Origin of the sequence: Rhizorhapis sp. (assembly GCF_035276005.1) — a bacterium.
Classification (GTDB): Bacteria; Pseudomonadota; Alphaproteobacteria; order Sphingomonadales; family Sphingomonadaceae; genus Rhizorhapis.
In genome coordinates this window covers 19,104-43,255 of record NZ_DATEMB010000010.1, presented here as the reverse complement: position 1 = coordinate 43,255, position 24,152 = coordinate 19,104, and the positions used below count along the sequence as shown (strand labels likewise).

At 61.4% G+C, this 24,152-nt stretch carries 20 protein-coding genes and 1 other RNA gene; 14 read left to right on the top strand and 7 right to left on the bottom strand.

Annotated features, from left to right (window positions below):
- Positions 1–274 precede the first annotated feature (274 nt).
- Complete coding sequence (locus VJS46_RS03460) at positions 275–646, top strand: PRC-barrel domain-containing protein (protein WP_324057952.1); 372 nt, start codon at positions 275–277, stop codon at positions 644–646.
- A gap of 218 nt (positions 647–864) precedes the next feature.
- On the opposite strand, the gene VJS46_RS03455 is transcribed toward VJS46_RS03460, so the two are convergent.
- Together VJS46_RS03455 and fsa are read right to left on the bottom strand one after the other, a co-directional pair.
- A complete protein-coding gene (locus VJS46_RS03455) occupies positions 865–2,862 on the bottom strand; it encodes an AsmA family protein (protein ID WP_324057953.1) in 1,998 nt (665 codons plus the stop codon).
- Positions 2,863–3,159: 297 nt separating this feature from the next.
- The gene (fsa, locus tag VJS46_RS03450) at positions 3,160–3,813 is read right to left on the bottom strand and encodes a fructose-6-phosphate aldolase (RefSeq protein WP_324057951.1); all 654 of its coding nucleotides are present in this window, start codon (positions 3,811–3,813) and stop codon (positions 3,160–3,162) included.
- A 326-nt stretch (positions 3,814–4,139) separates the two neighbouring features.
- Between fsa and VJS46_RS03445 the strand changes: the two genes are divergently transcribed.
- From VJS46_RS03445 to VJS46_RS03425, 5 genes are all read left to right on the top strand, one after another.
- Positions 4,140–6,305 (top strand): primosomal protein N', encoded by a 2,166-nt coding sequence (locus VJS46_RS03445; protein ID WP_324057950.1) that lies wholly within the window; start codon positions 4,140–4,142, stop codon positions 6,303–6,305.
- Entirely contained in the window at positions 6,302–6,463 is a 162-nt protein-coding gene (locus VJS46_RS03440; protein ID WP_324057949.1) for a DUF1289 domain-containing protein, read from the top strand. Before VJS46_RS03445 ends, VJS46_RS03440 begins: the two co-directional genes overlap by 4 nt.
- Positions 6,464–6,694: 231 nt before the next feature.
- Positions 6,695–7,097: RNase P RNA component class A (rnpB, locus tag VJS46_RS03435), an RNA gene on the top strand.
- Positions 7,098–7,153: 56 nt separating this feature from the next.
- Positions 7,154–7,690: a J domain-containing protein gene (locus VJS46_RS03430; protein ID WP_324057948.1), complete on the top strand. Its 537-nt coding sequence runs from the start codon at positions 7,154–7,156 to the stop codon at positions 7,688–7,690.
- Positions 7,687–7,986, top strand: a complete 300-nt coding sequence (locus VJS46_RS03425; RefSeq protein ID WP_324057947.1) for a (2Fe-2S) ferredoxin domain-containing protein — start codon at positions 7,687–7,689, stop codon at positions 7,984–7,986. Before VJS46_RS03430 ends, VJS46_RS03425 begins: the two co-directional genes overlap by 4 nt.
- A gap of 39 nt (positions 7,987–8,025) precedes the next feature.
- Here the strand turns inward: VJS46_RS03425 and VJS46_RS03420 are convergent, their stop codons facing one another.
- Positions 8,026–9,816: a methyl-accepting chemotaxis protein gene (locus VJS46_RS03420; RefSeq protein WP_324057946.1), complete on the bottom strand. Its 1,791-nt coding sequence runs from the start codon at positions 9,814–9,816 to the stop codon at positions 8,026–8,028.
- Between the two features lie 187 nt (positions 9,817–10,003).
- Here VJS46_RS03420 and VJS46_RS03415 point away from each other — a divergent pair, with 187 nt between their 5' ends.
- The 4 genes from VJS46_RS03415 (at position 10,004) to VJS46_RS03400 (ending at position 13,977) form a co-directional block, all read left to right on the top strand.
- A complete protein-coding gene (locus VJS46_RS03415; protein ID WP_324057945.1) occupies positions 10,004–11,182 on the top strand; it encodes a patatin-like phospholipase family protein in 1,179 nt (392 codons plus the stop codon).
- Entirely contained in the window at positions 11,179–11,964 is a 786-nt protein-coding gene (locus VJS46_RS03410; protein ID WP_324057944.1) for a 3-hydroxybutyrate dehydrogenase, read from the top strand. Before VJS46_RS03415 ends, VJS46_RS03410 begins: the two co-directional genes overlap by 4 nt.
- Positions 11,961–12,596, top strand: a complete 636-nt coding sequence (locus VJS46_RS03405) for a DUF4893 domain-containing protein (RefSeq protein WP_324057943.1) — start codon at positions 11,961–11,963, stop codon at positions 12,594–12,596. Before VJS46_RS03410 ends, VJS46_RS03405 begins: the two co-directional genes overlap by 4 nt.
- A gap of 79 nt (positions 12,597–12,675) precedes the next feature.
- The gene (locus VJS46_RS03400; protein ID WP_324057942.1) at positions 12,676–13,977 is read left to right on the top strand and encodes an amidohydrolase; all 1,302 of its coding nucleotides are present in this window, start codon (positions 12,676–12,678) and stop codon (positions 13,975–13,977) included.
- Positions 13,978–13,987: 10 nt separating this feature from the next.
- On the opposite strand, the gene VJS46_RS03395 is transcribed toward VJS46_RS03400, so the two are convergent.
- Together VJS46_RS03395 and VJS46_RS03390 are read right to left on the bottom strand one after the other, a co-directional pair.
- Entirely contained in the window at positions 13,988–15,220 is a 1,233-nt protein-coding gene (locus tag VJS46_RS03395; RefSeq protein ID WP_324057941.1) for a hypothetical protein, read from the bottom strand.
- An 80-nt stretch (positions 15,221–15,300) separates the two neighbouring features.
- Positions 15,301–16,575 (bottom strand): hypothetical protein, encoded by a 1,275-nt coding sequence (locus tag VJS46_RS03390; RefSeq protein WP_324057940.1) that lies wholly within the window; start codon positions 16,573–16,575, stop codon positions 15,301–15,303.
- A gap of 192 nt (positions 16,576–16,767) precedes the next feature.
- On the opposite strand from VJS46_RS03390, the gene yaaA reads away from it, so the two are divergent.
- The 4 genes from yaaA (at position 16,768) to trmFO (ending at position 22,131) form a co-directional block, all read left to right on the top strand.
- Entirely contained in the window at positions 16,768–17,523 is a 756-nt protein-coding gene (gene yaaA, locus VJS46_RS03385; protein ID WP_324057939.1) for a peroxide stress protein YaaA, read from the top strand.
- Between the two features lie 94 nt (positions 17,524–17,617).
- Positions 17,618–20,296 (top strand): DNA gyrase subunit A, encoded by a 2,679-nt coding sequence (gene gyrA, locus VJS46_RS03380; protein WP_324057938.1) that lies wholly within the window; start codon positions 17,618–17,620, stop codon positions 20,294–20,296.
- A gap of 4 nt (positions 20,297–20,300) precedes the next feature.
- On the top strand, positions 20,301–20,651 hold the full coding sequence (locus VJS46_RS03375) for a DUF952 domain-containing protein (RefSeq protein WP_324057937.1): 351 nt from the start codon (positions 20,301–20,303) through the stop codon (positions 20,649–20,651).
- Between the two features lie 145 nt (positions 20,652–20,796).
- Positions 20,797–22,131 (top strand): methylenetetrahydrofolate--tRNA-(uracil(54)-C(5))-methyltransferase (FADH(2)-oxidizing) TrmFO, encoded by a 1,335-nt coding sequence (trmFO, locus tag VJS46_RS03370; protein WP_324057936.1) that lies wholly within the window; start codon positions 20,797–20,799, stop codon positions 22,129–22,131.
- A 110-nt stretch (positions 22,132–22,241) separates the two neighbouring features.
- Here the strand turns inward: trmFO and VJS46_RS03365 are convergent, their stop codons facing one another.
- Positions 22,242–23,534 (bottom strand): AmpG family muropeptide MFS transporter, encoded by a 1,293-nt coding sequence (locus VJS46_RS03365; RefSeq protein ID WP_414707959.1) that lies wholly within the window; start codon positions 23,532–23,534, stop codon positions 22,242–22,244.
- Between the two features lie 100 nt (positions 23,535–23,634).
- Positions 23,635–24,054: a response regulator gene (locus VJS46_RS03360; RefSeq protein WP_324057934.1), complete on the bottom strand. Its 420-nt coding sequence runs from the start codon at positions 24,052–24,054 to the stop codon at positions 23,635–23,637.
- Between the last annotated feature and the right edge of the window lie 98 nt (positions 24,055–24,152).

Here is a 24,152-nt window from a genome sequence, read left to right as displayed (position 1 = left end):
TCCTTCAAAGACAAGGCAATATATTGCCGGTCATCGAACCGAAAACTTCATCAATAATGGAAAGGACCTTTTTGCATTAACCTTTCCGCACGGCTAGGTATGTCAACGCCTTTGTCGCAACTGTAGTTCCATTATGGATGCGCAATGGCCTATACAACTTCATTTCGCTTCCGATCATGGCCACGATAATTTGACCTTTCAGGACAAATTTCGGAACTCTCGCAACTGCCCGCGCGCTTTATCGGTAGTGACCTGCAATCCAAGGAGATGGAAAATGGCACATACCGACATTGCAACTGGCGAAACCGCAACACTGATCGCATCCGACAAGGTGGAAGGCACCGCCGTTTACAACCGGCAGGGCGAGCGGCTGGGAACGATCAAGAATTTCATGGTCGATAAGATTTCCGGCAACGTTCAATATGCCGTGCTCTCGTTCGGCGGCTTCATGGGTATGGGCGGGGATTATTACCCAATCCCTTGGAACATGCTGACCTATGACACCAGCCAGGGCGGCTATGCCGTGGATCTGGACAAGTCGCTGCTCGAAAACGCTCCCAGGTACAGCAGTGACAAGGAACCGGCCTTCGACCGTGAATATGGCCGCAGCGTCTATGATTATTATGGCGTCACCTACCCCTGGTAACGCAATGAAGCCCCGGCCTTGAGAGGCCGGGGCTCTTTTTTCTTCATCCCCTCCGTTCCCTCACCCAAGCGCGTCTGTCCTTGCTCGGGATCTGTTCCGGCTCCAGCGGCACTTCACCTTCCTCGTCCGGCCCGAAAGAGGGTTCAGGCTCCCGGTGTTGCGGCTCCTGCTTTTTGGGCGGAGCTTCGTTTTTCCCCATTGCCAATCTCCTCTGTGCCTCAGGAAACCGATGCCTTGCCAGTGCCGACATCATCCCGCGCTTTTCCCTTCTTTGTCCGCTGCGCCACTGCTCGCGCACCTGAAAGGACCGGTCCGCAGGAAGCGGCCTTCGCGTCACCAATGTCGACAAACGCCAATATTCCTGCCAGCGGGCTTGCGATGGTCGCCAGGCCAAGCCCTGCCCCGGCTCGTGCCAGCAGCTCGCCACTGATGGGGTCAATCTTGGGCTCGGCAAAATAGCCGCCAACGCCAATCGGCGACTGACCGGAAAAGAGGCTGAACTTTTTGCTGTCGGCTCGTACGGCCAAGTCGATCCGCTCATCCCTGAAGCTGATCGCCCCATTGCCGAGCACCACATTCTTGGCCGTGTCGATCAGTATCGGGTCAGCCGCGGCTACCCCATTCCTCACGGTGAACGCCACCAGACCGCAGTTGATGCTGACCGGCTTTTTGAGTTTCTTCTCAAACATCTTTTGGACAAAAGTGCCGACGTCCAACTCGGAAAGCTCGGTGTTGCGCGTCCACATCGTACCGGCCGGAATGATGATCGCAATCCGTCCGTTCGAATTGGCGAGCGACTTGCGCACGGAATTGCCAAGACCGGTCAATTGCACCCGCGCCTTCAGCACGCCCGAGGTCCCTGACTGCTCCACGCCCCAGCCTGCGAGCAGCCGTCCCATCGGAGTGGGCGACAGGCGAATGTCGTACGCGGTCCTGACCGGCTCTCCGCGCGCGTTGATCTCAATATCCGACGAAAGGAACCCGCCCGCCAGATCAAAGGTCAGCGGCGAGAGGGTGAGCAGGCTCCGGTCAAGCTTCAAGGCCATTGCAATGTTTGAAATGGGGAAGCTTTCTGCCCGAACCCGTGCAATGCTGTATTTGACGTTCGCGTCGAACCGCTTGAGCGCCTCCACCCGAAGCGGCGCGTCCGGGAGGATTCGCGGCCTGCCGCCCACCACCTCCACCGCGCCAGATGCGCCCTGCGCGTCAAGCTTCTGCGGATTGTAGCCGATGAAGGGGCCGATATCGAGAATGTCGACCACCTTGCTTGCAAGGTCGGCATTCAAATGAAGCCGGTCCTGCGGCATGGAAATGGTCAGGCGCCCGGCAAGGTCGCTGTCACCAAAGCGGCCGCGCAGGTGCGTGAAGCGCCATTCATCGCCGGACTTGGTGAGATGCGAGTTGATCCGGTACTGCCTTGTATCGGGGATTGCCACGCCCAGGAAATCGAATAGCAGGCTTAGATTGGGGCCGCGCGCCTGCATGCGGAGGTCGGCGCCTTCAATCTCCGTCGCGCCGGGCAAGGTGCCAGAAACCTCGATCCTTGTGGGACCGGCCTGCGCCTGAAGCGCAAGCTGGTTCTCGCCGCCCGCAACAGTCTCATTGGGTGAAAGCAGGCCGCCAGAGACTGTGAAAGGCCGTCCGCGGATACCGCCGCTGCCCGAAAAACGGATGTCATTTTCAAATTTCGTATCCCGCGCCCGGACCGTATCGATGCCCACATCCGCGTGGAACTGAAGCTGCGGATGGGCATAGCGCAACCTTGTTCCAGCCACCAGGGCACGGCGGATGGTGGGCAGGTCCAGCGGCTTGCCGCGCTGTCGGGGATCACCAAAAGTCCAGGTGTTGCGATCGCCGTCGGCCGACCATTCGAGATCGGCATTTCCCTTGACGATCCGCAGCCAATTGATGCGCTCATCCGGCGTCAGCAAGGAAAAGGTTGCGATCCGCGCCTCCACCAGATCGGCTTTGAAGAAATGCTTCTCGCTCGCCCATTGGGGATTGGCGATGCTGATCTTCTCGGCAAGGAACTTGATGTTGATCGGCGCGAAATAGAGCTGGAAATCGCCGCCGACCTCCACCTTTCGCTCCAGATTGGAGGTGGCGATCCGCTCGAACGGGCCTTTAAGAAAACGCCCCTTGGTGATGTAGAGCACCGCCCAGGCGGCAAAGAGCAGCGCGACAATCCCCAGCACGATCTTCAGCGGCAGGGGCATGCGCCAGCGGCGGCGCAGAGCCTCCACGGGCGGCTCCCCCTCTACTGGGGGCGAATATGCGGGCCCTTCCCTTTGCTGTTCAAGCGACGGACCCTCGGGAGGGATATGCCTGTCCATTGCAGGCTATCAACGATTGGAGTGCAACAAGGGTCCCAAGTGCCTGGGAAGGCGCCATCCCAACACCATTCCGTTCGCTCCGAACGAAGTAGGGGGGCATTGAGATGGCACCGTGTGTCTCGACCTCGCTCGACACGAACGGGGTTAAATTGTTGCGGGTGGGGTAGGGAAATTACCGCCTCACCCGATGGTCTGACCGGTCTTCTCCCAATCGGCGAGAAATGAGGCGATGCCCTTTTCCGTCAACGCATGGTTGAAGAGCGACTTGATCACCGCGGGGGGCATAGTCGCAACGTCAGCGCCGATCTTGGCAGCCTGAAGCACATGGATCGGATGCCGGACTGATGCCACCAGGATTTCCGTGCTGAAATCATAATTGTCGTAGATGAGGCGGATGTCCTCGATCAGTTGCATGCCGTCAAAACCGATATCGTCATGCCGCCCGACAAAGGGAGAAATGAAGGTCGCCCCCGCCTTGGCCGCGAGCAGCGCCTGATTGGCCGAAAAGCATAGCGTCACATTCACCATGCACCCGTCGCTGGACAGCGCCTTGCAGGTCTTGAGCCCGTCAATGGTGAGCGGCACCTTGATCGCGACATTATCGGCGATCCGCCGCAGCACGGCGGCCTCCTTCATCATGCCTTCATGGTCGAGTGCGACCACCTCGGCAGACACCGGGCCATCGACGATGCCGCAGATTTCCTCGACGACCTCAAGGAACTTCCGGCCCGATTTGTGGATCAGCGAGGGGTTGGTGGTAACGCCGTCCAGCAGGCCCGTCGCGGCAAGCTCCCGGATTTCGCTGATATCGGCGGTGTCGACGAAGAATTTCATGGAAATGGCCCTTCATGGCGGGATGATTCGTGGGCCAGTCTATAGCGCCGCCGGGGCGGTGGGGTAAGGACGATGTACTGCTCCTGATGCACGGCTGCGGAAGCAACTGAATCGTCGTCCCTGCGCAGGCAGGGACCCAACTTTTCTTCTACAGTTCCAGGCCAAGAGAAGCGGGGTCCCTGCCTGCGGGCGAAAGCGGCAGTTTATCCTGAGCGCCCGTCCTACGGGCAGTCGAAGGGCAGGGACGACGGATGAGACGGGCAGAATGACTGCATTTACTTCGCTGGAGGTTCACATCCCAGCCTCGCCTGCTCTAGGGAGGACCAATGACTCGCGCCCGCGTCCTTCTCCTCAACGCCGCATTGGGGCCGCTCGACTATCGCGTGCCACACGGAATGGGCGTGGAGCATGGCAGTATCGTCGTCGCGCCGCTCGGCCCCCGGCAGATCGTCGGCGTCGTCTGGGAAGAGGAGCGGTTTCCAGTCGAAACCGTGGGCGACAATCGCTTGCGTCCCTTGCTTCAAACGCTCGATGCGCCCGCCCTGCGCGCTCCGCTCCGGCGGCTGATCGAATGGACGGCGGGCTATTATCTCGCCCCGCCCGCAGCGGTGCTGAGAATGGCCCTGTCCTCCTCAGCTGCGCTCGACGGCGGCCGCATGGTCACTGAATATCGGGCGACTGGAAACGCCCCGGAACGGCTGACGGACAAGAGGACCCAGGCTCTGGAGCGGATCGGAAGCCGGCAGGGGCTGGTGCGGGAGCTTGCGATACTCGCCGGGGTTTCCGACGGCGTGATACGCGGGCTGGTGAAAGCAGGAGCACTTGAGGCGGTGGAGGTCAGCGTCGACACGCCCTTCCCTGCCCCTGACCCGGACTTTGCGCCGCCCGAACTCAGCGGCGAGCAGGAAGCGGCGGCGAGCGAACTCGTCCACGCCGTCCGGGGAGAGAATTTTCAGCCCTTTCTACTCGACGGCGTCACCGGTTCGGGAAAGACCGAAGTTTATTTCGAGGCCATTGCGGAAGCGCTCCGGCGCGGCAGGCAGGTGCTGGTCCTCCTCCCCGAAATCGCGCTGACCGAACCTTTTCTACAGCGGTTCGAAAAGCGCTTCGGCGTCCCTCCGGTCGCCTGGCACAGCGGCCTTCGCCAATCGGAGCGGCGGCGGGCCTGGCGCGCGGCCGCGAGCGGGCAGGCTCAGGTCGTGGTGGGGGCTCGCTCGGCACTGTTCCTCCCCTATGCCAATCCGGGCCTCATTGTCGTGGATGAGGCGCATGAGACCAGCTTCAAGCAGGAGGACGGCGTCCATTATCACGCCCGCGACGTGGCGGTGATGCGCGGCCTGCTTGAAAAATGCCCCGTCGTCCTCGCCTCGGCCACCCCTGCCATAGAGACCCGGCAACAGGTGGCGCTGGGCCGCTACCGCGAAATCAGGCTTCCGGCACGTTTCGGCGGGGCCGAAATGCCTGCGATTGAGGCCATAGACCTTACCCGCGAACCGCCGGAACGCGGCCGATGGATCGCGCCAAAGCTCGTCCGCGCCATGGACGAGGTGCTCGAAAAAGGCGAGCAGGCGCTGCTGTTCCTCAACCGCCGGGGCTATGCACCGCTCACCCTCTGCCGCCATTGCGGCTATCGCTTCCAATGTCCCAATTGCACCGCCTGGATGGTGGAGCATCGCCTGACCCGCCGCCTGGCCTGTCACCATTGCGGTCATGTAGTTCCGACGCCCCGTGCCTGTCCCGAATGCAAGGAGGAGGACGCGCTCGTCGCCTGCGGCCCCGGCGTCGAGCGGATCGCGGACGAGGTGGCACAGCTTTTTCCGCAGGCACGAACCGCGATCGTCACGTCGGACACGCTCTGGTCCCCTGCCAAGGCGGCGGAGTTCGTCCGCTCCATGGATGCGGGGGAAATCGACATCATCGTGGGCACGCAGCTCGTTACCAAAGGCTACCATTTCCCCAACCTGACGCTGGTGGGTGTGATCGACGCCGATCTTGGCCTTGAAGGCGGGGATCTCCGCGCGTCCGAGCGAACATTTCAGCAGATCGCGCAGGTTTCCGGCCGCGCTGGACGCGGCGAAAAGCCGGGCCGCGTGTTCATCCAGACCCGAGAGGCGGGCCACCCTGTAATCAAGGCGCTGGTCCGTGGCGACGCCGACGCTTTTTACACCGCCGAGACCGAGAGCCGCCGCCGCGCCGCCGCGCCTCCCTTCGGCCGTTTCGCCGCCATCATCATCTCGTCGGAAAAGGCCGAGGACGCGCAGGAAACCGCCCGTCTCATTGGCCGCACTGCCCCAGAGGCGGAGGGGATGACCGTCTATGGCCCCGCCCCCGCCCCGCTTGCAGTGCTGCGCGGCCGCCATCGCCACCGCCTGCTGGTCCACGCCCGCCGAGCGCTCGATGTGCAGGATGTGATCCGGGACTGGCTGGGCAAATTGACCTGGCCCGCCAGCACGCGGGTCAGTGTCGATGTCGATCCATACAGTTTCCTATGATCGAATCGCCCTGCAACCGCATCTGCACCCTCGACGATCGCACCGGCTGGTGCCTCGGCTGCTGGCGGACGATCGAGGAGATAATCGAATGGGGCTTGGCCAGCGATGAACGCAAGCGGGAGATATTGGAGGCGCTGGAGGAGAGGCGGAACGGGTGATTTGGGTGAAGAGTGTACCGTTTCCCCCTCCCATGGGGAGAGGATACGAAGGCTTGGCTGCGTGCAGCCTGGCCGGAGTTGGTGAGGGGTTGTGCGTTACTGAGTGGGCAGAACCCCTCACCCAACTGCGACTAGGACTGGCTTCGCCAATCCAAATCTGCATATCCCTCTCCCTCCGGAGAGGGTGGATACCTCTAGCCTTACCGTTATCCTCCCACTATATCCGCCCAGCCAGAAGGTCGGGCGGCCGCCGGCACGGGTTTACCGTGCGGGAGGAAAGTCCGGGCTCCACGAAACAGCGGTGCCGGATAACATCCGGCGGGGGTGACCCCAGGGACAGTGCAACAGAGAGCAGGTCGCCCAGCCCGCAAGGGCTAAGGCTTCGGCCAGGCGAAAGTGAAAGGGTGCGGCAAGAGCGCACCGCGGACCCGGCAACGGGGACGGCATGGTAAACCCCACCGGGAGCAAAACCGAATCGGGGCGGCGCGCGGGCTTCACGCCCGCTAGGCAGTTTCGGCCGAGATCGCCCGGGTTGGTTGCTTGAGCCGCGCAGCAATGCACGGCCTAGAGGAATGGTCGCCCAATTCCGGGAAACCGGAATGGACAGAACCCGGCTTACAGACCTTCTGGCGATTTTCGATAAAGGCCCTTCTGGTCTTGATGGGGGGATGCCGTTACATTGAAGGGGCTATGGCACGACCGACACGATCCAATGACTGGGGATTTCCCCGCTGGCGGGGCTATGGCGCTGCGCGCGAGGCGGAACAGGTCCGCATTTGCGACCGGCACGGCTGCGACGCGCCGGGCAATTGCCCAGCTCCCAAATCGCCGAACAGCCGTGAACGCTGGCATTTTTGCGCCGCGCATGCGGCGGAATATAACCGGAACTGGGATTATTTTCAGGGCCTTGATGCTGAAGAAGCCGCAAAACGCGAGGCCGATGAGCGCCGGGATGCGAGCGGTTTTCAGGATAGCGCCTTTTACGGCTGGGGCGGGCCAGGCGACGGCACCCGCTCTCGCGACGAAATGCGGGCGCTCAGCGTGCTGGAATTGGAAAGTGATGCCGATTTTGAAGCGGTGAAGAAAAGCTGGCGGCGTCTTGCAAAGGAAAACCATCCTGACGTGAAACCCGACGACGCGGAGGCCGCCAACCGTTTCCAGGCCATACAGGCTGCTTATGAAGTTCTCAAATCCGCCGAGGAACGGCGCGAGTGGCGGCCCGATTGACCAAAACCATATCTTCCAACTGGCAGAACAGCATCCTCATTTGCCGTAAATGTTCAAAGCGCCTGGGCGGTGGCTTCGGCCCCGACGGTAAAAAGCCTCTGGCCAAGGCGCTGCGCAAGCATCTGGGCCTCAGGAAGGGCCGCAAGGCTGCGGCTGGCATCATAGAGGTCGGCTGCCTTGGCGTTTGTCCCAAGGGCGCCGTGACGCTGGTAAACGGCAGCGCGAGCCGCGAGTGGCTGCTGGTGCGGCCGCGAACTGACCTCGCCACCTTGGCTGAGGAACTGGGCCTCAACTGAGTATCCGGGCCGCGTCGACCGACACGGCCCGTATAAGCGTCAGACTGCGTGGGCCAGCGTAGGTGCGTCGGCGTCGGCGTTGCCCAATTCGAACTGCCTCACCATTTGCGCCAGATTGAAGGCTTCCTCATTGAGGCTGTTGGCGGCCGCATTGGTTTCTTCCACCATGGCGGCATTCTGCTGCGTGGCCTGCTCCATCTGCCGGACGGCGGCGTTTACCTGCTGCATATTATCGGCCTGTCCCGCCGAAGCTTCCGAAATCGCCTGCGCCTGAACGCGGATGTCACTCACCTTGCCGACGATCCGGTTGAGAGCTTCGCCGGTGCGCCCCACCAGCACAACACCATTTTCCACCTGTTGGGAGCTTTCATCGATCAGGCCCTTGATGTCCCTTGCCGCTTCGGCAGAGCGTTGCGCAAGGCCGCGCACTTCGCTCGCCACGACCGCAAATCCCTTGCCTGCATCGCCGGCCCTCGCCGCTTCCACCCCGGCATTCAGGGCAAGCAGATTGGTTTGAAAGGCGATGCCGTCGATCAGGCTGATGATGCTCGCAATTTCCTGGGACGATTTTTCTATGGCATCCATGGCCGCGACAGCTTCCCGCACGATCATCCCGCCTTCCGTCGCTTCCTGATCAGCCTCGGCCACAGTTTCGTTCACATGACGGGCACGGTCGGCGGTATCGCGGACAGCGCCTGTGATCTCATTCATCGCCAAAGCCGTGCGTTCGAGCGATGTGGCCTGATTCTCGGTCCGCCGCGCAAGGTCATGGGCCGCCGAACTGATTTCCGTGACACCAGTCTCCATCTTTCCGGCGGATCGGGACAATTTGCCGAGCGCCACCTGCAGGTCGGGCACGGCACGATTGAAATCTTCCTTCAGCTTGGCGAACGGACCGGTCAAATCGCTATGGACCCGGACCGCCATGTTGCCGCGCGCAAGCTCCTCCAGCCCCTTACCGATGCTGGAAACCAGCAGCTCCGTCTGCTCGTCCTTCGCACGTTCGGCTTCCTGACGCGATCGTTCGGCGCTGGCGAGCTGGTCGCGAAACCGGGCAATAGCGCGAGCCAGGATCCCAACTTCGTCGCCGCGCTTTGTTTCCAGGTTGGGGATATCGAGATCGCCCCTGGATAGCGCATCCATCGCCTGCGTCATCTTCGGCAACTGCCGCACCGAGGCCATCGCCCACCAGGCTATTGCAGCGCCCAGAACCAGCGCCCCGGCGCAGATCATGAGGATCAGCGTCTGAAATTGCTCAGCCGTCGCCCTGGCCTGAGCGCCGATCGCCTTATTGCGCCCCTCCTGCAGGTCGATGAATTGATTGATCTGCTTCAGCCATTGGACGAACAAAGGCCGGGCCTCACGGAGGAGCAGTACCTGCGCCGCCGCTCCATCGCCAGCGATGCGCAGGGCAATGATCCTTTGGACCACCGGCAGCGTCTGCCGTTCGGTTTCCTTTATGCTGTTCAATATGGACATTTCTTCGTCCGACGGCTTCTTGTCTGGAACGAGCATGTCGTCCAGCGGAGCTGCAGAACTGGCGTAATTCGCCGCAAGCCGGTCTATGTCTGCAATGGCCGCCTTAAGCTCGGCCGGGTCGGTCACCAGCACAACATCCCGGATGTCGATCGAACGGTCATGAACACTGCCGCGAAAGTTGATGGCATAGCGCTGCTTGACGCTGTTCACGTCGTTGATCGTCGCCAAATCCGCATTGATGCTTTGGACCCTGTTTATGCTAACCGTCGCCAGGGCCACCAGCAGCAATAATATACCGGCAAAGCCGACGATCAGCCGCATCACCATCTTGTGTTCAATCAAACCTGTCATCACGTGTAAAAATCCTGTGTATGCATCCGACGCAGACAAGAACGGACTGATTTCATGGAATTTTTCCCGGCCGTGACGATTTTTCCGGTCGGCCATAAGGAAAGCTCGCATGCCGTAACGGCAAGTTCGTGAATCCCTTGGATGGATGGTTGGCGTTTGCGCTCCAACTGCTATATTGCACCGCAATATGGCTGACCGGTCCCCCCACCCCCGGCGCGAAACCGCTTCCCCCCTGCCGCTGCCGGACCGGGTGGCGCTGGTGTTGCAGGGCGGCGGCGCGCTGGGAGCCTATCAGGCTGGCGTCTATGAAGCGCTGCATGATCGCCTGATCGCGATCGACTGGGTCGCGGGCATTTCCATCGGCGCGGTGAACTCCGCCATCATCGCTGGCAATCCGCCGGAAAAGCGCGTGGCGAGGCTGCGGCAGCTTTGGGAAATGGTAAGCGGCGGACTGCCCAATTTCTGCCTGCCGCCCGACGGCGAGATTCGGGAAGCAGCGCATCTGACCGCTGCCGCTGCTGTTGCGGCCTTTGGCGTACCGGGCTTTTTCCGGCCCCATCTGATCCCGCCGCAGTTCGCGCCCAAAGGCAGCATGAATGCGATCAGCTATTATGACACCTCGCCCCTGTTCGAAACCCTCAATGAACTGGTCGATTGGGAGCTTCTGAACCATGGGCCGGTCCGGCTGTCCGTTGGCGCAGTCAATGTGATGACCGGCAATTTCATTTATTTCGACAATCAGGACCCGCACTGGCGCGGCAAGATCGGCCCGAAGCATATCATGGCATCGGGCGCCCTGCCTCCCGGCCTGCCTCCCATAGAGATCGAAGGCGATTTTTATTGGGATGGCGGCATGGTGAGCAACACGCCGCTCGCCCATGTGCTGGACCATATGGGCGGCGACGGCCTGCTCTTTCAGGTCGATCTCTTCCCCGCACAAGGACAGATGCCCAGGCAAATGACCGATGTCTGGTCGCGGCAAAAGGATATTCAGTACAGCAGCCGCACCCGCCAGGTGACCGACAATTTCCTGCGTCGCCACCGCGAACATGGCCTTGTCCGCAAGCTGCTTCGCAAGCTTCCGGCTGAACTAAGGGATGATCCGGTGGTGAAGGAACTGCAGGAACTCAACCATTGCGGCGCGGTTAATATCGTTCATTTCATCTACCGCAGCCATGCCTGGGAAAGCGGCGCGCGCGATTTTGAATTTTCCCGCGCCACCATGCTGGATCATTGGGCTCAGGGGCATGAGGCGGTGGAAGGGGTGATGTGCAAGGGGGACCTGATCGCCCAGAATATCATCGACGGCAAATCATCGACTTTCGACCTCGACCGTCCAGACCATCTCAAGGAGAAGAAGGCATGATCCTGAAGGGCAAGACCGCACTGATCACAGGTTCCACCTCTGGCATTGGCCTAGCCTATGCCAAGGCACTTGCGAGCGAAGGCGCCAACATCGTCATCAACGGCTTTGGTGATGCGGGTGCGATCGAAGCCGAACGCCAGGGGCTCGAAGCCCTGAGCGGTGGCCGCGCGCTTTACAATGACGCCGATCTCACCAAGGTCGAGGCAATCGAGCAGATGATGGCCGCCGCTGCGGAAGCCTTTGGCGGGGTGGACATCCTCATCAACAATGCCGGTATGCAGCACGTGGCGCCCGTCGAGGAATTTCCCGTCGACAAATGGGACCTCATCATCGCCCTTAATCTCAACGCCGCCTTCCACACCACGCGTCTTGCGCTGCCTTATATGAAGCAGAAGAAGTGGGGCCGGATCATCCAGACGGCATCGGCCCACTCCCTGACTGCCTCCCCCTTCAAATCCGCCTATGTGACAGCCAAGCATGGCCTTGCGGGCTTTACCAAGACCGTTGCGCTGGAAACGGCGACCTTCGGGATCACGGCCAATTGCATCAGCCCCGGCTATGTCTGGACGCCCCTCGTCGAAAATCAGATCCCCGACACCATGAAGGCGCGGAACATGACGCGGGAGCAGGTGATGAACGATGTTCTGCTCGCTGGCCAGCCGACCAAGCAGTTCGTGACGGTCGAACAGGTCGCCGCCACGGCCCTGTTCCTGTGCCGCGATGAGGCAAGCAACATCACTGGCGCCAATATCTCGGTCGATGGAGGCTGGACGGCGCAATGACCGGAAAAAGGCTCTGGCCTGCCGTCACTGCACTGATGCTTGCCGCATGCAGCGGCACGGATGAAGAGCTTGCCTCACCTGCCCCAGCTCAGGACACTGGATGGAAAACGGTCGCCACAGAGGCTGACCGCGACCGGCTGCGGCGCTGGTGGGACGCCTGGCAGGAAGCTCTCGCCGATGCCAGGGAAGCGGGACACGGCGCCGACATAGAGGCTCAGGGCTCCTTGCTGGTGCCAGATGCAGCCGTTGACCGGCCTGATTTGCCACCGGGACATTATCGCTGCCGGACGATCAAGTTGGGCATTAAGGGCGAAGGCGGGCTCGCCTATCTCGCTTACCCTCCCTTCGACTGCGCGGCGCAAGTGCAGGATGGATTGACGAAGCTGGTGAAGCTTACGGGCTCGCAACGGCCGGTGGGGCTTGTCTATCCCGACACCAGCCGCCGGTCTGTCTTCCTCGGGGCCCTGGAACTGGGGGACGAACAAGCGCCCATGGCCTATGGCATTGATGCCAGCAGGGACATGATCGGCCTTGTCGAACGGATCGGCCCCCGCACCTGGAGGCTGGTGTTTCCCTGGCCTGCATTTGAATCGAAGCTGGACGTGGTGGAGCTTGTCCCGGCGAGTGAGTGAGTGGATCGCCTAAATCCGTCGTCCCTGAACACGTAGGCAGGGACCCCGCTTTTTTTGCAGCAATTCATCGGAGACCTCCATGCGTCACCTCTTCCTCGCTCTACCGCTCCTGTTCGCTACGCCGGCCGCTGCCGATACGCTGTCCAGCAAGGTGGCCGCCGATATGCCCTCGCTCATGCAGTTATACCGGCACCTGCACGCCAATCCGGAATTGAGCTTCCAGGAAGTGAAGACCGCCGCATTGCTGGCAAAGGAAGCGCGCCACCTTGGTTTCCAGGTGACAGAAAAGGTCGGCGGAACAGGCGTCGTGGCGGTGATGCAGAACGGCCCCGGTCCCGTGCTCATGGTCCGCGCGGACATGGACGCCCTGCCGGTCGTGGAGCAGACCGGCCTCCCCTTTGCATCGAAGGTCCAGGCAACCACGGATGAAGGCATAGAATCTGGTGTCATGCATGCCTGCGGCCATGACACGCACATGGCGGCCTGGCTGGGCACCGCGCGCAGGCTCGGCGAGATGAAGGACCAATGGTCCGGTACACTGGTCATGATCCTGCAGCCAGCCGAGGAGCGCGGTGCTGGCGCACGGATGATGCTGGAGGACGGCCTTTTCACCCGCTTTCCCAAACCCAGCCATGTCATCGCCTTTCATGATGCCGCCAACATCCCTGCCGGCGTCATTGGCTACACACCGGGCTATGCGCTCGCCAATGTGGACAGTGTCGACATCGTGGTGAAGGGTGTCGGCGGCCATGGCGCCTATCCGCACACGACGAAGGACCCGATCGTGCTCGCCAGCCGCATCGTGACAGCGCTGCAAACACTGGTCAGCCGCGAAATGGATCCGCAGGACCCTGCCGTCGTCACCGTCGGCAGCTTCCATGCCGGATCCAAGCATAATGTCATTTCCGATCAGGCGACGCTGCTGCTGACCGTGCGCAGCTATTCCGACGCCACCCGGCAGAAACTGCTGGACGGCATAAGACGCATTGTGCGGGGGGAAGCGATTGCCGCCGGTATCCCTGAACAACTGATGCCGGTGGTGACGCTCAAGGACGAATTCACGCCCTCCACCTATAATGTTCCGGCTTTCACGGAACAGATGGCGGCCCTCTTCACGCAGCGCTTCGGCAAGAACCGTGTCGTGGAAACTCCCGCCTCCATGGGTGGCGAGGATTTTGGCCGCTTCTACCGCGCCGACAACAGCCTTCAGAGCCTGATCTTCTGGGTCGGCGGCGTGTCTGCCGAAAATATGGCAAAGGCCGCCAAGGGCGAGACGCTGCCCTCATTGCACAGCCCGTTCTGGGCGCCCGATGCGGCAACGGTGATTTCCACCGCTACCGAGGCGCTGACTACGGCTGCGCTGGAGGTACTGAAGAAATAGAGGATTGCCGTCAGCTCGCCAGCGGCACGCTGCCCTGGCCTGCCCATATCAGCCAGAATTGCGCGATATCCCGCCACGGGCCGCTGACCGCCGAAAGCACCTGCTTCGCCCCTTCCCTGTCGCCTGAGCGCGCAAGGGCTATCCCGAGCCGGGTATTCAGTTGCCCTGCGTCGGCGGGGCTCTGGCTCAGCGCCTTGCGATACAGTTCCGCGGCCTTGGCATATTCGCCGATGGCCAGATGACCGTCCGCCGCCTCGACTGCTCCTCCAGCCTTGGCGGCGAGCGTTGCCAGCGCGGCCTTCTCCTTTGTGGCACGGGCATTCGCCGTTTTGTAGATGCTTGCTGTAGCCGTATCGCTGTCCAACAGCTTGCCAGCAGCACGCCCTGCTTCCACGACTGCCTTCACTTCCCCATGCTGGCCACTCTGCGCCGCTGCTGCCGCGTAGGCATGATAATCGCGCTCGCTCGCCATTGCCCCAGCGGCCAATTGCAGGCGGTATAGGTCCAGCTTCATCGCCTGCGTCAGCGCAGGATTATCAAGATAGTTGCTGATCGCCGTCCGCCAGTTCTGAGGCGAAGGAAAGCTTGCGAGTTTCTGGCCGTACCAACCAGCAACGGCAGGCCAATCCTTGAGCTTATAGGATATGGCGGCGGCACGATCATACCAGCTCTGATCCACCGCTCCGCCGCTGGCTTTCTGTTGCGCCATGGCTTCCCTGAGCAGCGCCATTCCTTCCGCCGTTTTGCCGGCCCGCAGATTGGCATCGGCGAGCAGGAGGGCCAGTTGGGGGCTTTTATAGCCTAGCTGCCGCGCATAATTCAGTTGGGCGACGGTATCATTCCACTCATTCAGCGTGTAGCTGAAATAACCCGCCAGATAGCGCAAATAGGGAAGTTCATTCTGCGGGGCACCGCCACTGTCCAGCATCGCCGTTATCGCCTTGCGCTGGGCGACGGGATCAGCGCGCTTGGCAGCGAGCTGCATCCGCAGGGCAGCTACCGAATATTTCTCGCCCGGCGTTGCTGCCATGGCCTCCAGCGACCCGATCTGTCCGCTGGCGCCAGCGAAATCGCCAAGATCGACTGTCGACTGCGCATTGCGGGCGGCTTCACGAAACGCCTTGCTGAGTTCGAACCCGGAGGCCTTCTCCTTTGCGTTCCCAGCGATCGACGGAGCAGAAAGAAGCAAAGCCCCGAAAAGGATCGCTGCATGCGATCGGGCCAGCCGGGCAACATAGGTCATGGAGAACTCCCAAATCAGCCGGAGTCAAAAAGGGGAGCGGAGAAAAATTCCCCGCTCCCGTTCGTAAAGCCTGTTTCCGCTCAGGCCTGCTTGCTCAGCCAAAGCAGCCAGAATTTGGCGATGTCCTGCCTCGGTCCGGTCACTTTTTCAAGGGCGGCCTTGGCGCCTGCCTTGTCGCCCGATTTTGCAAGGGCGATGCCGAGGCGCGTATTCACTTCATTGGCGTCCACCGATCCCTTCTGAAGCGCGATATTGTAGAGCGCGGCGGCCTTCGCATATTCGCCGTAGCCGAGATAGGCGTTGGCGGTGGACGCAGCGATCTTGCCGTTCGCGGCCTTGGAGGCGTCCCGCTCGCCCGAAGGCAAGGAGGCCTTGTCGCCCGCGACGCGGCTGTTGGCGATCTGATAGATTTCGGCAAGCTTGGTGGGCGCTACCTTGCCCTTGCTGCGTCCCTCGTCGATCACCGCCTTTGCTTCGCCGGGAAGACCGCTGCTGACTGCCGCCTCAGCATATTCAGAATAGTCAAATTCGCTTTCCAGCGATCCGGTGGTCCGCATCAGGCGCATGAGGTCCAGATTTTCGGCCTTGCCAAGGGTGCGGTGCGTATCCTGGTAGCCACGCAGCAGGCTCCGCCAGTTCTTGGCGCTGGGATCGGCCTCCACCGTGAACATGGCCCATTCGCTTGCTTCGGGCAGTCCGGCGACATAAGCGACCTGGAAGCCGCGCTCATACCATGCGGCCGGCACAGGCTTGCCTTCGCCCTTCTCTACCTCGATGGCTTTTTTCAGATGCGGGAGCCCCGCCTGCACAGATGCCTTGCCTTCGGGCGTGAACTGATTGCCCTTGGCCGTGGCGAGCGCCTTCTTGAAATAGGATTCGGCGAGCAGCACATGCGGCGCGCTGCCCGGATAGCCCGCCGCCGCAGCCTTTTGCAGATGGGCGATGGCAGAGTCGGGATCATTGGCTTTCAGCGCAAAATCGGCGGCATAGAATTCATATTTGCCAACCTCTGCAGCCGGTGCCGCTCCGCTCGCCAGCATGCCTTCGATTCCGGCCCGCTGAAGCTTGGCGTCGCTGGTTCCAAGGCCGAGCTGCAGCTTGAGCATGTTGAAGGTGTAGACATCGTCCGGGGTCTTGGCGGCCGCTTCCGCAGCGGCCAGCTTTGCCTGGGCGCCCGCAAAGTCCTTCGCCGTAATCGCCTTCTGAAGTTCGCTGGCCGGCCCCATGAATTCCTTGCTGAAATTCTGCTTTGCCGCCTTCTCCTTTTTCGCCGCCATTGCGGGCGAAGCGCCGACAACGGCAACACCACTGGCCGCAAGCATCAGGCCCAGGGCCATGGTCGAGACGAAACGCATAGAATTACCCTCCAATAGACATCCTCACACGGGTCTGGCGTTCACTAATTCGAGCTTTCGCCCCGCACAAGACCAATGAAGCAGACATTGGCTAGTCAGTCGCGACTGAATACCGCTTGAACGCTTTTGATCCGACTAAACGCATCTCTTGCACCCTTTGACCCGGCAAACGCCTTGGGCTAGGCGGCTGCGATGCTCGCACTGCTCTCTCCCGCCAAATCGCTCGACTTTAAAACGCCCTTTCCGGCGCTCGACCCCACTTCATTGCGCTTCTCAAAGCAAACCGAGGAATTGGCAAGCGCTGCACGCAAGCTCGAAGCGGCGGACCTCAAACGCCTGATGCACATTTCGGATGCGCTGGCCGAGCTAAACAGGGATCGGTTTGCAGATTTTTTCGCACAGCCGGAGCGGCCCGCTATCTATGCTTTCGCCGGCGACGTCTATGTAGGCTTCGAGGCACGATCATTGCCGGACGAGTGCATCGCCTTCGCCCAGGACCATGTCCGCATTCTTTCGGGCCTTTACGGGCTGCTTCGGCCGCTTGACAACATCCGGCCCTACCGCCTTGAAATGGGGACGCGCTGGGCGCCCAAGGCAAAGAACCTCTATGATTTCTGGGACGACCGGATCGCCCGCCTCATAGCCGAGGACATGGCGGCACTGGGAACCCGAACACTCATCAATCTCGCCAGCAATGAATATTGGAAGGCCGCCCGCGACCATCTCCCCGCCAGCATCCGCATCATCGATGTCGATTTCAGGGAAGAAGGTCCCAAGGGCCTGCGCTTCAACAGCTTCGCCGCAAAACGCGCCCGCGGCATGATGGCCCGCTTCATCTGCGAGAACTTCCTGGCGGATTGCGAATCGCTGAAATCCTTCGACAGCGACGGCTATGCCTTCGATGCGGAGAATTCGACTGGAAATATGTGGCGGTTCGTACGGCGTTAGCCTCGCGCGCATGCGCGCGCGGAGGGGGTGACAGGCCCCTGCCCCTTCGCTAGAACCGTTTCGACCTGCAACCCAAGCCAAAAGAGACAGACATTTGAGCACCGACGAGACGACCCTCGCCGACCCTTCGGACATCAGCCCCATCAACATCGTCGATGAGATGAAGTCGAGCTATCTCGACTATGCCATGTCTGTCATCGTCAGCCGCGCCCTTCCCGATGTGCGCGACGGCCTCAAACCGGTGCACCGCCGTATTCTCTACGCCTGTCATGAGGCTGGTTATGTCGCCGGTCGGCCCTATCGCAAGTCAAGCCGCATCGTCGGCGACGTCATGGGTAAATATCACCCGCATGGCGACAGCGCGATCTATGACGCGCTCGCCCGCCTGGCGCAGGACTGGTCGATGCGCGTCATGCTCATCGACGGCCAGGGCAATTTCGGCTCGATGGACCCCGATCCCCCAGCGGCGATGCGCTATACCGAAGCGCGCCTGGCAAAGGTCACCAACGCCCTTCTCGACGATCTCGATAAGGACACGGTCGATTTCCAGCCCAATTATGACGCCTCCGAAAGCGAGCCGCAGGTCCTGCCTGCGCGCTTTCCCAATCTGCTGGTCAATGGCGCTGGCGGCATTGCCGTGGGTATGGCGACCAACATCCCGCCGCATAATCTGGGCGAAGTGATTGCGGCTTGCCTGGCCTATATCGACAATCCAGGAATCACGGTCGACCAGCTTTTCGAGATCATCCCTGGCCCTGACTTTCCGACAGGCGCCCTCATATTGGGCCAGTCGGGCGCCCGGTCGGCCTATCATACGGGGCGTGGCTCCGTCATCATGCGCTCGCGCCATGAAATCGAGGAAGGCCGCGGGGACCGCCGCTCCGTCGTACTGACCGAAATTCCCTATCAGGTGGGCAAGTCCGGCCTCGTCGAAAAGATCGCCGAAGCCGCCAAGGACAAGCGGATCGAAGGCGTCTCCGACATTCGCGACGAGTCCAACCGCGAAGGCGTGCGGATCGTCATCGATCTCAAGAAGGACGCCACGCCCGACGTCGTGCTCAACCAGCTCTGGCGGCATACCCCCGCTCAATCGAGCTTCCCCGCGAATATGCTGGCCATCAGGGGCGGACGGCCGGAGCTGCTCAACCTACGGGACATCATCGAGGCCTTTGTCAGGTTCCGCGAAGAGGTCATCACCCGCCGCACCAAGTTCGAACTCAACAAGGCGCGCGAGCGGGCGCATCTTTTGCTCGGCCTTGTCATTGCCGTCACCAATCTGGATGAGGTCGTTCGCATCATCCGCGGTTCGCCGAGCCCCGCAGCCGCGCGTGAAGCCCTGCTTTCGCGTGAATGGCCGGTGGCGGAGATCGCGCCCTATATCCGGCTGGTCGAGGCCGTCGAACATGAGGTGGAGGGCGACACCTACAAGCTTTCCGACCTTCAGGTCCGCGCCATACTCGATCTGCGCCTCCATCGCCTGACCGCCCTTGGCCGAGATGAAATAGGTAATGAGTTACAGGCACTTGCGAGCAATATCGAAGAATATCTCGCAATTCTGGGCGACCGGGTAAAGCTCTATGCCGTCATGCGGGAGGAGTTCGAGGCGATCCGCAATGAGTTCGCCACTCCCCGCCGTTCCGCCATCGCCCCCGCCGCCGATGGCATTGAGGACGAGGACCTCATAGAACGCGAAGACATGGTGGTGACCGTCACCATGCAGGGCTATATCAAGCGCACCAATCTCGACAGCTTCCGGGCGCAGGCTCGTGGCGGCAAGGGCCGCTCGGGCATGGCGACCAAGGACGAGGACGCCGTCACCAATCTCTTCGTCACCAGCACGCACACGCCGGTTCTGTTCTTCTCCAACCATGGCAAGGTGTACCGGATGAAGGTCTGGCGCTTGCCGGAAGGCGGGCCCGCGACCCGCGGCCGACCAATGGTGAACCTGCTTCCGCTGGCGGCGGGCGAAAAGATCCAGACCGTCCTGCCTCTGCCCGAAAGCGAGGAGGAATGGAGCAAGCTGCATGTCGTCTTCGCTACCGCCAGGGGCGGCGTGCGGCGGAACAGCATGGATGCGTTCACCAATGTACCCTCGAACGGCAAGATCGCCATGCGTTTTGAGGAAGACACGGAGGATCGCCTGATCGGTGTCGCCCTTCTGACCGAAGGGGATGACGTGCTTCTGGCCACCCGGCTGGGCAAGGCCATCCGCTTTGCTGCGACCGACGTACGCGAATTCCAAAGCCGCACTTCCACCGGCGTGCGGGGCATGACGCTCAGGGAAGATGACGAGGTCATCTCCCTTTCGATCCTGCACCGCGTGGGCACCACACAAGAGGAGCGCGAGGATTATCTGCGTTTCGCTCCCTGGAAGCCCGAGAAGGAAAGCGAGCCCACAATGTCGGCGGACCGCTATCAGCAGCTCGTGGAACAGGAACAGTTTATCCTGACCGTTTGCGCCAATGGCTATGGTAAGCTCAGTTCGGCCTATGAATATCGCCGTACCGGACGGGGTGGCCAGGGCATCACCAATATCGACAATATCGGCCGCAACGGTCCCGTCGTCGCCAGCTTCCCTGCGAAGAAGGACGATCACCTGATGCTGGTGACCGATCAGGCCAAGCTCATCCGCATGGGCCTCGATTCTCTGCGCGTCATTGGCCGCAATTCGGCAGGCGTGCGTCTGTTCAATGTCGCCGACAATGAGCATGTGGTGAGCGCGGCCAAGATCGAGGAAACAGAGGAAGAGGCCGAGTCCGGAACGGAGGCGTGAAGCCATGGCCGAACTTTTCGCCTACAAAATCCTGACGCGGGACCAATGGGAGGCTTTCCGCGCTGACGGCGTTTTCGAAGGCGCGCCAGTTGATCTCGCCGATGGCTATATTCACCTCTCCGCGAAGTCCCAGACGGCGGAGACGGTGACGAAACATTTTGCCGGGCAGGACGACCTCATCCTGGCAATGGTCGACCTCGCGGCTTTGGGCGGCAAGGTAAAATGGGAGCCGTCCCGTGGCGGGCAGCTCTTCCCGCATCTCTACGGACCGCTTCCCATGAGCGCCGTCGTTACCAAGGCAGTGCTTCGCATAGGCACGGACGGCAAGCACAGCTTCCCGGCCGGGTTTGATTGATTCTGCTGTTCCCGCGAAAGCGGGACCCTTGAACAAGTCATCTTCCCGTCGCCGTCGTCCCTGCGCAGGCAGGGACGACGGCGGAGGAAGCGAGCAAACGCACCCAAATCCTTGCCATCTGCTCAGCAAAGGCTATCTCCGCCGCATGACATATCAGGTTCACATCATTGGCGGCGGGCTCGCGGGCTCGGAGGCTGCATGGCAACTCGCCCAGGCCGGAGTAAAGGTCCGCCTGTCCGAAATGCGCGGTGGCGGCGACATGACGCCGGCGCATCAGACCGATCAGCTTGCTGAACTCGTCTGCTCCAACAGCTTCCGTTCCGATGATGCCGACCGCAATGCCGTCGGCCTTTTGCATGCGGAGATGCGCGCCATGGGCTCGCTCATCATGGCAGAAGCCGACAAGGCGAAGGTCCCAGCAGGCTCCGCTCTTGCCGTTGATCGCGACATCTTTTCGGCCAGCGTGACCCGCACCTTGGCCGCGCATACCAATGTCGAGATCGTCCGGGAGCGGATCGATACCCTCCCCTCCTCAGGCATGACGATCGTCGCCACCGGCCCCTTGACCGCCATGGGCCTGGCCCAGAGCATAGGCGCCGCCACCGGCGAGGAAGCGCTCGCCTTTTTCGACGCGATTGCCCCCATCGTCTATCGCGACAGCGTCGACATGGAGATTTGCTGGATGGCGAGCCGCTGGGACAAGGTCGGACCGGAAGGCGACGGCAAGGACTATATCAACTGCCCGATGACGAAGGAGCAATATCTCGCCTTCCATCAGGGCCTGCTTGACGGCGAAAAGACCGCCTTCAAGGAATGGGAAAGGAACACGCCCTATTTCGAAGGCTGCATGCCGATCGAGGTGATGGCAGAGCGCGGCGTCGACACCTTGCGCTTTGGTCCGATGAAACCGGTTGGTTTGGACGATCCGCGCACGGGCCGCTGGCCCTATGCCGTGGTGCAGCTTCGCCAGGACAATGCACTCGGCACCCTTTGGAACATGGTGGGTTTTCAGACAAAGCTAAAACATGCGGCGCAGGTCGAATTGTTCCGCACCATCCCCGGTCTGGAGAAGGCGGAGTTCGCGCGCCTGGGTGGGCTTCACCGCAACACCTTCATCCAGAGTCCCAAGCTGCTCGACCATCAGCTCCGCCTTAAAAAAGCGCCGCATATCCGCTTCGCCGGACAGATCACCGGCTGCGAGGGCTATGTCGAAAGCTCTGCCGTGGGGTTGCTCGCCGGACGTTTCGCCGCAGCGGAACTGGCAAGCCGATCCCTCCTTCCCCCTCCCCCCGCAACCGCGCTCGGTGCTCTTCTGGGCCATATAACGGGCGGAGCCGAGGTTGAAAGCTATCAGCCGATGAACGTCAATTTCGGCCTTTTTCCGCCGGTCGATGCGCGGATCAAGAAGAAGCAGCGCAAGGAAGCCATGACGTCCCGCGCCAGGGATGAACTCGCCGGATGGATGACGGCGATGGGGTAGTGCTTAAAGATTCCCCTCCCGTTTACGGGAGGGGTTAGGGGAGGGCATGTTGCCGCCGCCCCACAGTCCCTCCCCCGCCCTCTCCCGCAAGCGGAAGGGGAGATCTGGGCTTACACCGCCTCCCCATTCTCCTTCCCGGCGCTACCCACCGAACTGTCGATCAGTCCCGCGCGCATCATCAGCCAGAACAGGATGATCCCCGGCAAGGCAGCCAGGGTGGTGAGCAGGTAGAAATTCACATAGCCAAAGGCTTCGATCAGCGCGCCTGCTGACGTACCGGTCAGGAACCTCCCGACAATGCTCGCCGCCGCAGAGATCAGTGCATATTGCGCAGCAGTGAACCTAAGGTCGCAGAGAGCGGAGAAATAGGCGACCACCGTCACGCCGCCAATGCCGCTCGCGAAATTCTCGAAACCAATGGCGCCCGCCATGCCCCAATTGCTGTGACCAGCAGCGGCAAGCAGCGCGAAGCTGAAGTTCGACATAGCCATCAGCACTAGGCTCAGCAGCACCGAGCGCTTCATGCCCAAGCGCGAATACAGGATGCCGCCGACAAATATGCCGATCAGATAGGCCCAGAAACCAAGCCCAACATCATATATCGCAATTTCGTCATTGGTGTAGCCAAGATCATCGAACAGCAGGCGAAAGGTGAGGTTGGCCAAAGTGTCCCCGATCTTGTGGAGCAGGATGAAGAGTAGCACCAGAAAGGCGCCCCGCCGCTGGAAGAACTCCACCAACGGGCCCTTTATCGAAACCCAGGCTTCGGCCATGCCCCGCCGCTCGCTTGGCTCCCGGTGGCGCGCGGGCTCTCCCATGGCAAGGCCCGTCAGCATCGCGGGCAGTGCAAAGAGCGCGCACGCCAGATAGGCCGCCTCCCATCCGGTCCGGGCAGCCAGCACCAGTGCAAGTCCGCCCGCCGCGACCGACCCGATCCGCCAGCCATATTGCGACATGCCGGAACCGACGCCGAGCTGATCCGGCCTCAGCGTTTCAATCCGGTAAGCATCAATCACAATGTCGAACGTAGCCCCGGCGACCCCCACCAGCACAGCCGCATAGGCCGTTTCAATAAGGCTGGTCTCAGGATTGACGAGCGCAAGGTTCGCAACCGCCGCAATGACGAACAGACCCGCAAGGATCAGCCAGGAAACCCGCTGGCCCAGCCTGCCGAGGACAGGGATATGGACCCCATCGACAATCCAGGCCCAAAGCCATTTGAGATTATAGACCAGGAAAGCGAGGGAAAAGGCGGTCACCGCCTTCTTGTCGATGCCGTCCTGGGCAAGGCGCGTGGTCAGCGTCGCACCGATCATGGCATAAGGAAAACCCGACGAGATCCCGAGGAAAAAGGCCGCAACGGGAGCCGCTTCCGTATAGGGGCGAACACTCTCCGGCAACATCGCGCGCCATCCCCGCGCCTCCTCCACTGCCTCCATCCGATCATGCCTCCGCCAGCAACAAATTGCGGGCGAACCTAAAGAAATTTTGAGCTTTGGCCAGTCAGAACAGCATCAGGGCCTGCGGCAGCCGCCCTGGAGTGGAACCCGCCATGATGGCATCGATCGCCTCAATGGCGGCGAGAAGTTCCTTTTGCGCATAGGGCTTGATGAGGCAGCCAACGGCCAGATGCCGCGCGTCTGCGGGACAATTGGCGGTTACGAACAGCACGGCGATGCCACGATCACGGGCAAGCTGCGCCACGTCCACGCCGCTTCTTTTGCCGTTGAGGCGGATATCGGCCAGCACGAGGTCGATTTCCGCACTTTTGATGACCAGCTCGGCATGGGCGTAGCTGTCCACCGTATCGACGACCTGGTAGCCAGCGTGGGTCAGCAGATGCTCATTGTCGAACGCGACGAGCGGCTCATCCTCGACGATCAGAATCCTGCTGATGACCCGGTCGCCATGTCCAAAAAGCATTGCCGTCCTCGTCCCTTTCCGTCATCAGTCGCGGCGGTTCAGCCATCGAACTGCTGAGGCAATGAACCATAAACGCACAACCCCGGCCGGAAGTCGCC